The sequence below is a fragment of the Aeromonas sp. s6 genome (genome assembly GCF_040907815.1).
In the GTDB taxonomy this organism is placed as follows: Bacteria; Pseudomonadota; Gammaproteobacteria; order Enterobacterales; family Aeromonadaceae; genus Aeromonas; species Aeromonas caviae.
In genome coordinates, this window is record NZ_JBFOCN010000056.1 from 84,984 (window position 1) to 98,745 (window position 13,762).

General features: G+C 63.6%; 12 protein-coding genes. 8 read left to right on the plus strand and 4 right to left on the minus strand.

Going from position 1 to position 13,762, the window contains the following annotated elements; translation table 11 throughout:
- Positions 1–21: 21 nt before the first annotated feature.
- Positions 22–519, plus strand: coding sequence for a lactoylglutathione lyase family protein (locus AB5Y50_RS09235; protein ID WP_041209527.1), 498 nt, complete (start codon positions 22–24; stop codon positions 517–519).
- Positions 520–719: 200 nt separating this feature from the next.
- Positions 720–2,609 carry a methyl-accepting chemotaxis protein gene (locus tag AB5Y50_RS09240; protein WP_042015637.1) on the plus strand — a complete coding sequence of 630 codons (1,890 nt, stop codon included), beginning with the start codon at positions 720–722 and terminating at the stop codon, positions 2,607–2,609.
- A gap of 127 nt (positions 2,610–2,736) precedes the next feature.
- On the opposite strand, the gene AB5Y50_RS09245 is transcribed toward AB5Y50_RS09240, so the two are convergent.
- The 3 genes from AB5Y50_RS09245 to AB5Y50_RS09255 are packed head-to-tail and all read right to left on the minus strand — an operon-like array spanning position 2,737 to position 4,623.
- Positions 2,737–3,180, minus strand: a complete 444-nt coding sequence (locus AB5Y50_RS09245) for a GNAT family N-acetyltransferase (RefSeq protein ID WP_201895018.1) — start codon at positions 3,178–3,180, stop codon at positions 2,737–2,739.
- Positions 3,177–3,698, minus strand: coding sequence for a lipocalin family protein (locus AB5Y50_RS09250; RefSeq protein ID WP_319882849.1), 522 nt, complete (start codon positions 3,696–3,698; stop codon positions 3,177–3,179). Before AB5Y50_RS09250 ends, AB5Y50_RS09245 begins: the two co-directional genes overlap by 4 nt.
- Before the next feature lies 1 nt (position 3,699).
- Complete coding sequence (locus AB5Y50_RS09255) at positions 3,700–4,623, minus strand: AraC family transcriptional regulator (protein ID WP_010675998.1); 924 nt, start codon at positions 4,621–4,623, stop codon at positions 3,700–3,702.
- Positions 4,624–4,741: 118 nt separating this feature from the next.
- Between AB5Y50_RS09255 and yqhD the strand changes: the two genes are divergently transcribed.
- From yqhD to AB5Y50_RS09280, 5 genes are all read left to right on the plus strand, one after another.
- Positions 4,742–5,902, plus strand: coding sequence for an alcohol dehydrogenase (yqhD, locus tag AB5Y50_RS09260; protein ID WP_319882850.1), 1,161 nt, complete (start codon positions 4,742–4,744; stop codon positions 5,900–5,902).
- A 506-nt stretch (positions 5,903–6,408) separates the two neighbouring features.
- Complete coding sequence (locus AB5Y50_RS09265) at positions 6,409–7,935, plus strand: Re/Si-specific NAD(P)(+) transhydrogenase subunit alpha (RefSeq protein WP_010675996.1); 1,527 nt, start codon at positions 6,409–6,411, stop codon at positions 7,933–7,935.
- Positions 7,936–7,946: 11 nt separating this feature from the next.
- Complete coding sequence (gene pntB, locus AB5Y50_RS09270; protein WP_010675995.1) at positions 7,947–9,431, plus strand: Re/Si-specific NAD(P)(+) transhydrogenase subunit beta; 1,485 nt, start codon at positions 7,947–7,949, stop codon at positions 9,429–9,431.
- A gap of 327 nt (positions 9,432–9,758) precedes the next feature.
- Positions 9,759–10,430: a transcriptional regulator gene (locus tag AB5Y50_RS09275; protein ID WP_025202524.1), complete on the plus strand. Its 672-nt coding sequence runs from the start codon at positions 9,759–9,761 to the stop codon at positions 10,428–10,430.
- 26 nt (positions 10,431–10,456) lie between these two features.
- Positions 10,457–11,764: an L-serine ammonia-lyase, iron-sulfur-dependent, subunit alpha gene (locus tag AB5Y50_RS09280; protein WP_319882851.1), complete on the plus strand. Its 1,308-nt coding sequence runs from the start codon at positions 10,457–10,459 to the stop codon at positions 11,762–11,764.
- Between the two features lie 72 nt (positions 11,765–11,836).
- Here AB5Y50_RS09280 and AB5Y50_RS09285 read toward each other — a convergent pair whose 3' ends face one another.
- Positions 11,837–12,592 (minus strand): outer membrane protein assembly factor BamD, encoded by a 756-nt coding sequence (locus AB5Y50_RS09285; RefSeq protein WP_039039695.1) that lies wholly within the window; start codon positions 12,590–12,592, stop codon positions 11,837–11,839.
- A 116-nt stretch (positions 12,593–12,708) separates the two neighbouring features.
- On the opposite strand from AB5Y50_RS09285, the gene rluD reads away from it, so the two are divergent.
- Positions 12,709–13,689 carry a 23S rRNA pseudouridine(1911/1915/1917) synthase RluD gene (gene rluD / locus AB5Y50_RS09290; protein WP_010675991.1) on the plus strand — a complete coding sequence of 327 codons (981 nt, stop codon included), beginning with the start codon at positions 12,709–12,711 and terminating at the stop codon, positions 13,687–13,689.
- Positions 13,690–13,762: the final 73 nt, after the last annotated feature.

A 13,762-nucleotide genomic window follows, 5' to 3' on the forward strand; every position in this document is an offset into this window, starting at 1 on the left:
CACACAATTTCAAGGTGACTTATGACTTACCCGCGCAACTTCTCCCACATCGGCATCACGGTGACTGACCTCGACAAGGCAGTCGAGTTCTATACCAAGGTGATGGGCTGGTATCTCATCATGCCGGCGACCACCATCACCGAGGATGACTCCGCCATCGGCGTGATGTGCAACGACGTATTTGGCCCGGGCTGGGGCTCTTTCCGCATCGCTCATCTCTCCACCGGCGACAAGATCGGCATCGAGCTGTTCGAGTTCCCCAACAGCGAGCAGCGCGAAAACAACTTCGAATTCTGGAAGACCGGGGTGTTCCACTTCAGCGTGCAGGATCCGGATGTCGAGGGGCTGGCGGCGCGCATCGTCGCAGCGGGTGGCAAGCAGCGGATGCCGGTGCGCGAGTACTATCCGGGCGAGAAGCCCTACCGCATGGTCTACATGGAAGATCCCTTCGGCAACATCATCGAGATCTACAGCCACAGCTATGAGCTGACCTACTCCGCCGGTGCCTATCAGGGGTAAGTGACAGGCCGCCTTCGGGCGGCCTTGTGGTGCCTGCGGGTGTCAGCATGGAATAGTGAACAGTCTGTTGCTGGTAGTGCGTTCTGTTGTTGATAGATGAAAAAATATCAGGATTCACTAAATACCGTTCATCATTGTGCCGATAGAACTACCAAGATGGGGGTATTCCCGGCCCCCGGCTACCACAAGGATTCGTTGTCATGACTCTCTCGTTGCGCGGCAAGCTGCTCGCGGCCAGCCTGGGGGTAGTGCTGCTGATGGCAGCCCTGCTCGGTATTGTCGCCTTCCACACCCTCAAATCCCGCACCCTTGACGCCATCCAGAGCGAGGCGGTCAACTACGGCCACGCCCACTCGGTGGCCATCGGCAACTGGCTTGAGGATCGCAAGCACGCGGTCGACGCCCTGGCCGCTGTCATTGCGCGCGACCCCGACACGGCCCTGGTGCCCCACCTGTTGCAGACCCGCACCTCCGGCGGTTTCGGCCTCACCTATTTTGGTTCGGCGCAGGGGGAGATGACCCGCCACGATCCCGCCCTCAACACCGCCAACTATGACCCCAGGGCCCGCCCCTGGTACCAGAACGCCGACAAGGCGGGCAAGCTCATCGTCACGCCGCCCTATGTCAGCGTGACCATGCAGCAGATGGTGGTGACCCTGGCCGAGCCGGTGAGCCACCAGGGCCGGGTGATCGGGGTGGCCGGGGCGGATCTCTCCCTCGACGCCCTCATCGACGAGGTGCTGGCCATGAAGGTGCAGGGAGAGGGCTACGCCATGCTGCTCGACCGCACCGGCCTCATCGTCGGCCACCCGAACAAGGAGCTGGCGCTCAAGCAGGTGGCGGAGCTGGATCCCGGCCTCACCGGGGCGGCGCTGGATGCGTGGAGCCGCGACGGCGAGCTGCACGGCGCCAACCTGAACGGGCGCGAGGTGCTGCTCTCGGTGCAGGGAGTGCCCGGCACCGACTGGCTGCTCGCCATGGTGATGTACAAGGAGGTGCTGGAGGCGCCGCTCGCCTCCCTGCTGTGGCAACTGGTGGGGCTGACCCTGGTACTGCTGCTGGTGTTCGGTGCCCTGCTCATCGCCATGTTCAACTACCTGTTCGCGGATCTGGGACGGGTCTCCAGGGCGCTTGCCGACATCGCCCACGGGGAGGGGGATCTCACGGTGCAGATCGCCACCCGCAGCCAGGATGAGGTGGGGCAGCTGGCCCAGAACTTCAACCAGTTCGTGGCGCGACTGCACGGCATCGTCAGCCGGTTGCGGGACGTCACCGTCGAGCTGGCGGCCCAGTCCCGCACCCAGGCGGCGGGGGCCGAGGCCCGCAGCCAGCGGGTGCGCCAGCAGCAGGACGAGATCGTCATGGTGGCGACCGCGGTGACCGAGATGGCTTCCGCCACCCAGGAGATCGCCGGCAACGCCGAGTTTGCCGCCAACACCGCCGGCGATGCGGTGCGCCTCGCGGTGGCCGGCCAGTCCCAGGTCGGCCAGAGCCAGCGCAGCATCACGGGGCTGGCGGGGGAGGTCTCCGACGCCAGCCAGACCATCCACGAGCTGGATGGCCACGCCCAGCAGATCAGCGGCATTCTGGCCACCATCAGCGGCATCGCCGAGCAGACCAACCTGCTGGCCCTGAACGCCGCCATCGAGGCGGCCCGGGCCGGGGAGCAGGGACGCGGCTTTGCCGTGGTGGCGGACGAGGTGCGGGTGCTGTCGCGCCGCACCCACGACTCCACCGCCGAGATCCAGCAGATGATCGAGGCGCTGCAGCAGACCACCCGCAAGGCGGTGGGCGGCATGGAGACCAGCCGCCAGCTGGCGGGCACCAGCGTGGAGGACGCCGAAGCGGCGAATCTCAGCCTGGGCAGGATCAACGAGGCCATCGGCGCCATCAGCGACATGGCGACCCAGATCGCGGCGGCGGCCGAGGAGCAGACCTCGGTGACCGGCGAGATCAGCCGCAACACCGAGAATATCCGCCATGTCTCCCAGGCGCTGGCGGCCCAGGCCGGCGAAGAGGCCGCCCAGGCGGCCCAGCTCAAGTCTCTCACCGAGCGGCTGGAGCAGGAGATCGGGCGCTTCCGGCTCTAGGCTGCGACCCGGATGTGACAAAGGCGACCCGGGGTCGCCTTTATTCATCCTGTGTATGGATATTAATTCGTCATGCACCCGCTGAATAATGCCGGGTCCTGGCCCTGCAACGGGCGCAGGCAGAGGCTCAGAGGGGCTTGATGTAACTGTAGAACTCGTTGTCCCGCTGGTAGCCGTGCCCTTCGTAGAGGGCCTGAGCCTGCCGGTTGTCGGTGGCGGTGCTCAGCATCAGGAAGGCGGCGCCCGTCTCCTGGCCGTGGCGATCGGCCCGCGCCAGCAGCGCCTGGGCCACCCCCTGCTGGCGGGCCGCCGGCGCCACGAACAGATCGTACAGCAGCCAGACGGGCTTCAGGGCGAGGGAGCAGAACAGGGGATAGAGGTGGGCAAATCCCAGCACCTCTCCCTCCTCGCTCTGGGCCACGAAGAGCACCGACTCCCCGGCGGTGCAGCGCTCCAGCAGGAAGGCTTCGGCGGCCTCGGGCCGGGCAGGCAGCCGGTAGAACGCCCGGTATTCCACGAACAGGGGGGTGACCCGGGGAATGTCCCCGGGGGTGGCCTGGAAGATCCTCATGGGGCGTTCCCCGCCGGATCCTGGTTGACCCAGATCAGCCGGTCGGTGGCAAAGCCGAGCCCCCGGGCCCGCTCGACCAGGGCCTCTACCTTCTCTTTGGGGGGATGGGGCGTGCGGGAGAGGATCCAGAGGTACTGGAGGTTGTAGCTGCTCACCAGGGAGAGGTCATAGTCCGTCGCCAGCACGTTGTAGCTGCCGTAGAAGGGGCCGAAGAAGCTCACCTTGAGGCGCCCCTCGTCGCTGTCGCCCACGAAGTAGGCGCGCCCCTCGGCCTCGCGCCACTCCCCCTGTTCGTCCTGCCCCCGGTTGATCACCCTGACACCGCCGTCATCCCGCAGGCTGTAGGTGGCGGTGACCCGGTTCAGGCCGCGCTCGAAACCGTGATCGAGGCGGGCCACCTCGTACCAGGTGCCCAGGTAGCGGTCGAGCTGGAAGGGCTTGACCACCTGGTGTCCCGGTGGAATGCCGGTGCAGGCGGTGGCCAGCAGGGTCAGAACGAGCAGGATCAGTGTGCGCATGTCATCCCTCCACGATACGCAGTTGTCCCGAGCGGAAGCGTGCCGCGTGTTCGCTCGGGGTGTTGCCAAAGAAGCGTTTGTATTCGCGGCTGAACTGGGAGCCGCTCTCGTAGCCTACCTTGTCCGCCGCCACCCCGGCCTTGAGGCCGTCGTGCAGCATCATCAGCCGCGCCCGGTGCAGGCGCAGGGTCTTGATGTACTGCAGGGGCGAGGTGGCGGTGGCCGCCTTGAAGTGGTGGTGGAAGGCCGAGACGCTCATGTTTGCCTCCCGGGCCAGCTCCTCCACCGTCAGGTTCTCGGTAAAGCGCTGCTCCATGATACGCAGCACCCGGGCTATCTGGCTCACCTGGCTGTGACGGCTGGCCATGGCCAGCAGGGCGGGGGCCCCCCCTTCGTGCAGGGCGTGGAACAGGATCTCGCGCACGATCTGGGGCCCCAGCACCCGGGCGTGGAGCGGCTTGTCCATCACGTCGATGAGGCGCTCCACCGCGCAGAGCATGGTCTCGGAGAGGGGCACGGAGACGACGCCGCGACCCGGTTCCGCCGGGGCGGGGGCCGCGTCCCCCATCTCCAGCAGCAGGGCCTGCAGCGCCGCCACGTCGATCTCCACCGAGAGCCCCACCAGAGGGGATTCGGGGGAGGCGAAGCACTCGCACTCGCAGGGCAGCGGCAGGGTCATCATCAGGTAGTGCTCGGGGTCGTAGCGGAAGGTGAAGTCCGAGAGATAGCCGACCTTGTGCCCCTGCAGGATGATGATCATGCGCGGGCGGTAGAGCACCGGGATGCGGTCATGATGCTCCGTGGTGTAGATGAGGTGCACGCCGGGCACGGGGGCGGCGGTGATCCCCGGGTGGGGAGCCAGGGCGGCGAGTCGGCTGGCGAGGGCGGACTGATGGGTCGCCGCGATGGGCTGATTTGTACTCATTTATCCAGGCTCAGTAGAAATAGGCAAGAAATCGGCAGAAAGCTCCCTTGATGGTAGGGGGTTATAAGAGAAAAATGCAACCCATACCTTACCGACTACGACCACCCCGGGAGATCCCATGAACAACTTTATCCTGCACACCCCCACCAAGGTGCTGTTCGGCAAGGGCCAGGTGGCCCAGCTGCGCGGCCAGATCCCCAGCGATGCCCGCATCCTCGTCACCTACGGCGGTGGCAGCGTGGTGCGCAGCGGCCTGCTGGACCAGATCCGCAGCGAGCTGGCCGGCCTGACCCTGTTTGAATTTGGTGGCATCGAGCCCAACCCCACCTACGAGACCCTGATGGGAGCGGTCGAGTTGGCCCGCGCCGAGAAGGTCGACTTCCTGCTCGCGGTGGGTGGCGGCTCCGTGCTGGACGGCTCCAAGTTCATCGCCGCGGCCGCTCAATACGATCCGGCCAGGGATCCCTGGCACATCCTCGAGACCGTCGGGGGCGAGGTGGCCTCCGCCATTCCCCTGGGCAGCGTGCTGACCCTGCCAGCCACCGGTTCCGAGATGAACATGGGCGCCGTCATCACCCGCAAGAGCACTGGGGACAAGCAGCACTTCTTCTCGCCCTTCGTGATGCCGCGCTTCGCCGTGCTCGACCCCGTGCTCACCTACACCCTGCCCGCCCGTCAGGTGGCCAATGGGGTGGTGGATGCCTTCATCCACACCCTGGAGCAGTACCTCACCTACCCGGTGGATGCCAAGGTGCAGGATCGCTTCGCAGAAGGGCTGCTGCTGACCCTGGCGGAAGAGGGGCCCAAGGCGCTGGTGGAGCCGGAAAACTACGACGTGCGTGCCAACATCATGTGGAGCGCCACCCTGGCACTGAACGGCCTGATCGGAGCCGGCGTGCCCCAGGACTGGGCCACCCACATGCTGGGCCACGAGATCACCGCCCTGCACGGTCTGGACCACGCCCAGACCCTGGCGGTGGTGCTGCCCGCCCTGCTGCAGGCCAAGCGCGAGCAGAAGCGCGCCAAACTGCTGCAATACGCCGAGCGGGTCTGGGATCTGCGCAGCGGCAGTGACGAGGCGCGTATCGACGGGGCCATCGCCGCCACCCGCGACTTCTTCGAGCGGATGGGGATCAAGACCCGGCTGCGGGATTACGTGGCCGACGCCCGGATCGACGCCCTGCTGGCCAAGCTCGAAGAGCACGGCATGACCGCCCTGGGTGAGCACGGCGACATCGACCTGGCCCAGAGCCGGCATATTTATGAGGCGGCCTGGTAAGCAGAGCGCGCCTGAAGCGGGCCGCAGGCCCGGTTGCACCAGGGGGCCCGAACCCGCCAGCAGGCGGGGACGCGGCCCCCTGATCGTTGCAAAATGGTTACTTTTTCCCTTTTCATCTCATCAGATGAGCCAACGGCAGATTTCGTAAGAACAAAAAACGCTAAGGTAGAGGCCGGGTTAAACATTTTTTTTGACTGGTTGGATCACTTTTTTTAGCGCTTTTTGCTGGTATAAGCCCCTAATTTGGTTTGTTTTTTTTAATCACGGTCCGGGATGGGCTGAATTCTGTACCCGCCCGCCCGGGGCCGTGGTTGTAATAAAACTCCAAAATTTGATACTAATCACCCTCGCGCCTGAAAAGCGGGGGCCTGACCGTGACAGGAGGTCGAGGTGAAGCCTGCTGATTTTCATAACAAAGGGCCCGTGACCTGCACTTTGATCATGCCTTGTCCCCTCAGACATGAGAGACTTGGCGATGATTGTTTATTAACCATCAGGGAATAGTCATGCAGATTGGAATACCGAGAGAGAGTCTCGCCGGTGAGACCCGGGTCGCAGCGACCCCGGCCACTGTCGAGCAGCTGAAAAAGCTCGGCTTCGAGGTTGCCATCGAGGCCGGTGCCGGCCTGCGAGCCAGCTTCGATGATGCCGCCTTCGAGGCTGCCGGTGCCAGCGTGGTACCGAACGTCTGGCAAGCCGACCTTGTCTTCAAGGTCAACGCGCCGACCGAGGCCGAAATCGCACAAATTAAGGATGGTGCCACCCTGGTGAGCTTCATCTGGCCCGCCCAGAACCCCGAGCTGGTCAAGAAGCTTTCCGAGCGCAACATCAATGTGATGGCGATGGACATGGTGCCGCGGATCTCCCGTGCCCAGTCCCTCGACGCCCTCTCTTCCATGGCCAACATCGGTGGCTATCGCGCCGTCGTGGAAGCCGCGCACCAGTTCGGTCGCTTCTTCACCGGCCAGATCACCGCCGCCGGTAAAGTACCGCCCGCCAAGGTGCTGGTCATCGGTGCCGGTGTGGCCGGTCTGGCCGCCATCGGGACCGCCGGTTCCCTCGGTGCCATCGTGCGTGCCTTCGATACCCGTCTGGAAGTGGCCGAGCAGATCGAGTCCATGGGTGGGGAATTCCTCAAGCTGGACTTCGGCGGCGAAGATGGCGCTTCCAGCGACGGTTACGCCAAGGTGATGAGCGAAGAGTTCATCAAGGCCGAGATGGAGCTGTTCGCCCAGCAGGCCAAGGAAGTGGACATCATCATCACTACCGCCCTGATCCCGGGCAAGCCGGCACCCAAGCTCATCACCAAGGAAATGGTGGACAGCATGAAGCCGGGCTCCGTCATCGTGGACATGGCGGCCCAGGCCGGCGGCAACTGCGAATACACGGTACCGGGTGAACTGCATGTCACCGACAACGGCGTCAAGGTGATCGGTTACACCGATCTGCCGGGCCGCCTGCCTGCCCAATCCTCCCAGCTCTACGGCACCAACCTGGTGAACCTGATGAAGCTGATGTGCAAGGAGAAGGACGGCAACGTCGCCATCGACTTCGAAGACGTGGTGCAGCGCAACATGACGGTGGTCCAGGCCGGTGAAGTGACCTTCCCGCCCCCCGCTATCTCCGTCTCTGCCGCCCCGCAGAAACCGGCTGCCGCCAAACCGGCCGCCAAGAAGGAAGAGGCCAAGCCCTCCAACAAGAAGTTCGTGTTCGGTGCCCTCGGCATCGCCGCCTTCGGTTGGGTGGCCGCTGTGGCGCCTGCCGCCTTCCTCTCCCACTTCACCGTCTTCATCCTGGCCTGCGTGGTCGGTTACTACGTGGTGTGGAACGTCTCTCACGCCCTGCACACGCCGCTGATGTCGGTCACCAATGCCATCTCCGGCATCATCGTGGTCGGTGCGCTGTTGCAGATTGGACAAGGGTCGACCCTGGTCACCGTGCTGGCCTTTGTCGCCGTGCTGATTGCCAGTATCAACATCTTCGGTGGCTTCACCGTCACTCAGCGCATGCTGAAGATGTTCCGTAAGGATTAAGGGGGTTTAACGTGTCTCAAGGACTGGTAACAGCATCCTATATCGTTGCCGCCGTGCTCTTCATCCTCAGTCTCGCGGGACTGTCGAAGCAAGAAACGGCCAAGCATGGCAACCTGTTCGGTATCGCGGGGATGGCCATCGCCCTGCTCGCCACCGTCTTCAACCCGGAAACCAGTGGCGTCCACTGGATCATCCTGGCCATGGCCATCGGTGGCGCCATCGGCGTGCGTCTGGCCCTCAAGGTCGAGATGACCGAGATGCCCGAGCTGGTGGCCGTGCTGCACAGCTTCGTGGGCATGGCAGCGGTGCTGGTGGGCTTCAACAGCTTCATCGATCTGCACCCCTCCGCCCCCGCTGAAGTGGTGGTCTCCGTCGGTTCCAACCTGGATGCGACCCTGGCAGCCGCCCGGGCGGCGTTCGAGCAGGCGGCAAGCGTCGCCCAGGTCGAGCACCTCTCCGGCGCCATGCTGAACATCCACCTGGTGGAAGTGTTCCTGGGCGTCTTCATCGGTGCAGTGACCTTCACCGGTTCCGTGGTGGCGTTCGGCAAGCTGCGTGGCCTCATCTCTTCCAAGCCGCTGATGCTGCCACACCGCCACAAGCTGAACCTGCTGGCCGTGGTGGTCTCCATCGCGCTGATGATCCACTTCGTCAACGCCGGTGGCTCCACCTTCGCCCTGCTGGTGATGACCCTGATCGCCTTCGCCTTCGGCTGGCACCTGGTCGCCTCCATCGGTGGCGCGGACATGCCGGTGGTGGTCTCCATGCTGAACTCCTACTCCGGTTGGGCGGCGGCGGCGGCGGGCTTCATGCTTTCCAATGACCTGCTGATCGTCACCGGTGCCCTGGTGGGTTCCTCCGGTGCCATCCTCTCCTACATCATGTGCAAGGCGATGAACCGCTCCTTCATCTCCGTGATCGCAGGAGGCTTTGGCTCCGACGGCGTGGCCTCCACCGCCGAGCAGGAGCTGGGCGAATACCGCGAGACCAACGCCGAAGACGTGGCCGACATGCTGAAGAACGCCAGCTCCGTCATCATCACCCCGGGCTACGGCATGGCGGTGGCGCAGGCCCAGTACCCGGTGGCCGAGATCACCCAGAAGCTGCGTGATCGCGGCGTCAAGGTGCGCTTCGGCATCCACCCGGTGGCCGGTCGTCTGCCTGGTCACATGAACGTGCTGCTGGCGGAAGCGAAAGTCCCCTATGACATCGTGCTGGAAATGGACGAGATCAATGATGACTTCGCCGACACCGACGTGGTGCTGGTGATCGGTGCCAACGACACCGTCAACCCGGCCGCCATGGAAGATCCGGGCAGCCCCATCGCCGGCATGCCGGTGCTGGAAGTGTGGAAGGCGCAGAACGTCATCGGCTTCAAGCGCTCCATGAACACTGGCTACGCCGGTGTCCAGAACCCGCTGTTCTTCAAGGAGAACACCCAGATGCTGTTTGGCGATGCCAAGGCCAGCGTCGAGGCCATCCTGAAGGCGCTGTAAGCGTTGACCGGATGAGACAAAAAGGGGGCTTCGGCCCCCTTTTTTTATGACCAGAGTGGGTGACCGTGGCAGGGAACAGACAGGCGGCGGTGCCTGCCTGTCCGGACTGACTGACGAGCCCTGGCTCAATTAAAGTTGAGCAAAAGCACCAAAAAACTACCTTGAAGGCCTCTCATGGGGCCTTTTTTTCATTTCAGTCGTGATTTTGCTCACATTTTGTGGTGTTGTCTCACCAGTCGGGCATAATGCCCGCGCAAAAAGCGGATTTGCTCAATTTTATTTGAGTCCGCTTTGAATATCCTTACCCAACGTTGACCGGATGACCCCATGACCGAGGTAGCTCCCTTGCGCGACGCCAGCACACTGACCGATGAAGAGCGCCATCTGATCGCCAGCTTCGAGCCTGCGGTGGCGGCGCTGTCCGCCCTGTTTGGCCCGGGCTGCGAGGTGGTGCTGCACGCCTTTGACAGTCTGCACGCCTCCGTCATCAAGATTGCCAACGGCCACATCACCGGCCGCCAGGAGGGCGCGCCGGTCACCGATTTTGCGCTCGACAAGTTGCACAGTGCCGCCGGCAGCCAGTGGAGCAGCTATTTCTCCCGCTCCCGGGAGGGCACCCTGCTGAAGTCTTCGTCCATCACCATCAGCAACCGCGAGGGCAAACCCATCGGCATGCTGTGCGTGAATTTCAGCCTGGACACGCCCCTTGGCAGCCTGCTCGACACCTTTGCCCCGCCCGCAGTGCCCCCTGCCCACGGCACCGAGACCTTCGCCAGCTCGGTGGATGATCTGGTGGCGCAGGTGATCGCCAAGGTGGACAGGGATCCCGGGCTGGGCAGCAGCGTGCGCAACAAGGCGATCGTGCACCGGCTTTACGACATGGGCATCTTCGAGATCAAGGATGCCGCCCAACTGGTGGCCGAGCTGCTCGGCATCTCCCGCCATACCGTTTACCTGCATATCCGCAATCACAAGGCGGAACTGGCCGAACAACAATGACGAGCCCGCAAGCGGGCGTCATGAACATGAGACACATCGCAATGAACGCACAATGGACCGACTTTATTACCCTGCTCAAGCGTGAAGTGGTGCCGGCCCTCGGCTGCACCGAGCCCATGTCGGTCGCCCTGGCGGCGGCCAACTGCCGCAAGCTGCTGGGACAGGTACCGACTCGCACCCGCGTCTGGGTCAGCGGCAATCTGTTCAAGAACGGCATGGGGGTCGGCGTGCCCGGCACCGGCATGATCGGCCTGCCGGTGGCCGCCGCCGTCGGCATCACCGGTGGCAACCCGGATGCCGGGCTGGAGGTGCTCAAGAGCCTCACGCCGGATCAAGTTGAGGCGGCCAAGGGGCTGCTGCCCACCATAGAGGTGGATGTGAAGGATGTGCCCGACGTGCTCTACGCCGAGGTGCTGGCCGAAGTGGAGGGGCACAGCACCCGGGTGGTGATCTGTACCGACCACACCCGCATCGTGCTGATGGAGAAGGATGGCGAGGTGCTGATGGTGCAGGACAGCGCCCCCGGGGTGCAGATCCAGCCAGCCAAGGCCGGCAAGCCCGCCATGACCCTGAAGGAGATCGTGGCCTTCGCCCTGGAGGTGCCGCTGGCCGAGATCGACTTCATCCGCGAGGCGGCCACCATGAACCAGGCGCTGGCGGACGAAGGGCTGCAGGGCTATGGCCTGCGCATCGGCAAGATCCTCACCGACCAGGTGGAACGCAAGCTGCTTTCCGACGATCTGATGACCCTGGCCATGCGCCTGTCGTCTGCCGCCTCCGATGCGCGGATGGATGGCGCCATGCTGCCCGCCATGTCCAACTCCGGTTCCGGCAACCAGGGCATTGCCGCCACCATGCCGGTGGTCGCCGCCGCCCGCTTCCTCAAGGCCGATGACGAGCAGCTGGCCCGTGCCCTGGTGATGAGCCACCTGGTGGCCATCTACATCAAGGCCTACCAGAACAAGCTCTCTGCCCTGTGTGCCGCCAGTACCGCCGCCATGGGATCGGGGGCCGCCATCACCTGGCTGCTGGGGGGCCAGTTCGAGCAGATCAGCCACTGCATCAACAACATGATTGGGGATGTTTCCGGCATCATCTGCGACGGCGCCGGCAGCGCCTGCTCCATGAAGGTCTCCACCTCCACCTCGGCGGCGGTGAAATCCTCGCTGATGGCCATCAACAATCTGCGCGTGCCCCAGAGCGAGGGGATCGTCTCGGACGATGTGGACCAGACCATCGCCAACCTGGGTCGCCTCTCCAGGGAGGGGATGCTGGATACCGACATCGAGATCATCAACATCATGCGGGCCAAGCAGCAGGGTAAGCACCAGTGACCCCGGAGTGCCGCCGTCGGCCATAAAAAAACCGGAGCCAGTGGCTCCGGTTTTTCATTGTCCGTTCGCTACTCAGCCGCGACCGAGACGGTTGTCCGGGTAGTTCTTGGCCAACACTTCGCGGGCATGCTGGGCCAGGGTCGGCATCTTCAGGGTGTCATAGGCGTTGACCATGATCTCCAGCGCCTTCTCGGTTTCCACCGTGTCGGGATAGGTCTCGACGATCAGCTTGGCGCGGTTGGCGGCGGCGATCAGGGCGTCACGCTTGACGTAGTACTCGGCTACCCCCAGGTCATAGCGGGCAAGACGGTTCTTCAGGCCGATCATGCGGGCACGGGCATCGGCTGCATAGCTGCTGTTGGGGTAGTTCTGCAGCAGGGTCTTGAAGTCCTGGAAGGCCTGACGGGCGTAGGAGGGGTCCTTGTCATCCCGATTGATGCCGAGGAAATCCTGGAAGAAGTTGTAATCCGCCGCCATGTTGGTCAGGCCGCGCATATAGAAGACGTAATCGATGTTCTTGTGCGCCGGGTTCAGGCGGATAAAACGGTCGATGTTGGCGATCGCCTGGGCGGTATCATCCTGCTTGTAGTAGGCATAGATGAGATCGAGCTGAACCTGGTTGGAGTAGGCACCGAACGGGTAACGAGAGTCCAGCGCTTCCAGCAGTTCGATGGCATTGAGGTAGTTGCCGGTATCCAGTTTGATGCGGGCTTTCTGGTACAGAACTTCCGGCGGTTCGTCGGGAACCTTGGGTTTGGTGCTGGAACAGCCAGTGATCAGAGTAGCGACCAAGGCGAGCGACATCAGCAGGTGAGACTTCTTTCCCATCAACAACATCCGGTCCATTTCCACGAAATTGGCAAAGTATCCGTTATGCTTGGCTAAAAGAAAAGCTAGAATACCCGGATTATTTCGAATTGATACCCCCGCTCAAGAGACCATACATGAGCCAGCATATTGAACTGACAGGCGAATTTCAGGATCACCAATTCGGGCAACGACTCGACCAGGCCCTGGCCGAATTGTTTCCCGACTACTCCCGGACCCGCATCAAGGAGTGGATTTTACAGGACAGAGTGACCCTGGACGGTCAGGTTGCCAATACCCCGCGCGAGAAAGTGGTGGCCGGGCAGCAGGTACATGTGAATGTGGAACTGGCAGACGACACCCGCTGGGATGCCCAGAACATCGAGCTGAACATCGTCTATGAAGATGAACACATCCTGGTGATCGACAAGCCGGCCGGCCTGGTGGTTCACCCGGGCGCCGGTACGCCGGACGGCACCGTGCTCAATGCCCTGCTGCACCGCTACCCCGGCATCGCCGAGGTCCCCCGCGCCGGTATCGTGCACCGTCTGGACAAAGACACCACGGGGTTGATGGTGGTGGCCAAGACCATTCCCGCCCAGACCCACCTGGTGGAAGCCCTTCAGGCACGCCAGATCACCCGTGAGTACGAGGCGATTGCCATCGGTCACATGACCGCCGGCGGCACCGTCGATGCCCCCATCGGTCGTCACCCGACCCAGCGTACCCACATGGCCGTGGTGCCCAACGGGCGCGAGTCCGTCACCCACTACCGGGTGCACGAGAAGTTCCGTGGTCACACCCGTCTGCGGTTGCGGCTGGAGACCGGTCGTACCCACCAGATCCGTGTCCACATGGCCCACATCAAGCATCCGCTGGTGGGGGATCCCGCCTACGGCGGTCGTCTGCGTCTGCTGCGCAACGCCACTCCCGAACTGACCGAGGCCCTGCGCGGTTTTCACCGTCAGGCGCTGCACGCCACCATGCTGAAGCTGGCGCACCCCATCACGGGTGAAGTGATGGAGTGGCACTCCCCCACGCCGCAGGATATGGTGGCGCTGATGGAAGTGCTGCGGGCGGATACCCTGGCCAATCCGGACGATCTTGTCTGGAACTGATCCCGGAGGCGGCCTTGCGACGATTCCTGCCGTAACCTGCCCTCCATGATCTGATGCGGGGCCCCTTGACTGG